Here is a 627-nt window from a genome sequence, read left to right on the forward strand (position 1 = left end):
ACTTTAATGCCAGGAATGCTAGTGAATAAAGCGTACAAGCTCTGAGAATGCTGAGCTGCAGCCCTAAACCCTGCCCCATGAGTCGTTCGAATCGTGACGGGCACTTCAGCTTTTCCTCCAAACATGTATCTAAATTTTGCGCCTTGATTCAGCACTTGATCTAAACAGCAGCCAATAAAGTCATTAAACATTAATTCTGCAACCGGTCTTAACCCCGTAGCTGCCGCTCCCATTGCAGCTCCTATATAAGCTGCTTCTGAAATCGGCGTATCAAGAATTCGTTCACGTCCAAATTCTTGTACAAGCCCTTTTGTCACTCCAAGAACCCCGCCCCACGCCTCATCATCTTGCAAGTGGTCAATTTCCGCTCCGCCAGCTACATCTTCTCCCAAAAGAATCACATTCTCATCTTTTCGCATCGCTAGTTTCATAGCTTCATTAATAGCTTCAGACATGCTTAATTTTCTAGTCATTTCCTTTTCCCCCTTTAATTAATAAGATACATAAACATCCGTTAATAGTTCCGAAGCATCAGGATAATCGCTTGTTTCTGCTAGCTCAACTGCGCGTTCTACTGCTTTTTCTACTTCACCTTCAATCTCTCTAAGCTCTTGTTCTGTTATTACT

1 pseudogene is annotated in these 627 nt (G+C 43.1%); it reads right to left on the reverse strand.

What is annotated here, in order from left to right:
• Window positions 1-473: pseudogene (locus AC1DRF_RS31360) on the reverse strand (alpha-ketoacid dehydrogenase subunit beta); the annotation flags it as partial.
• Window positions 474-627: the final 154 nt, after the last annotated feature.

The sequence above is a fragment of the Priestia sp. P5_B4 genome (assembly GCF_056400385.1).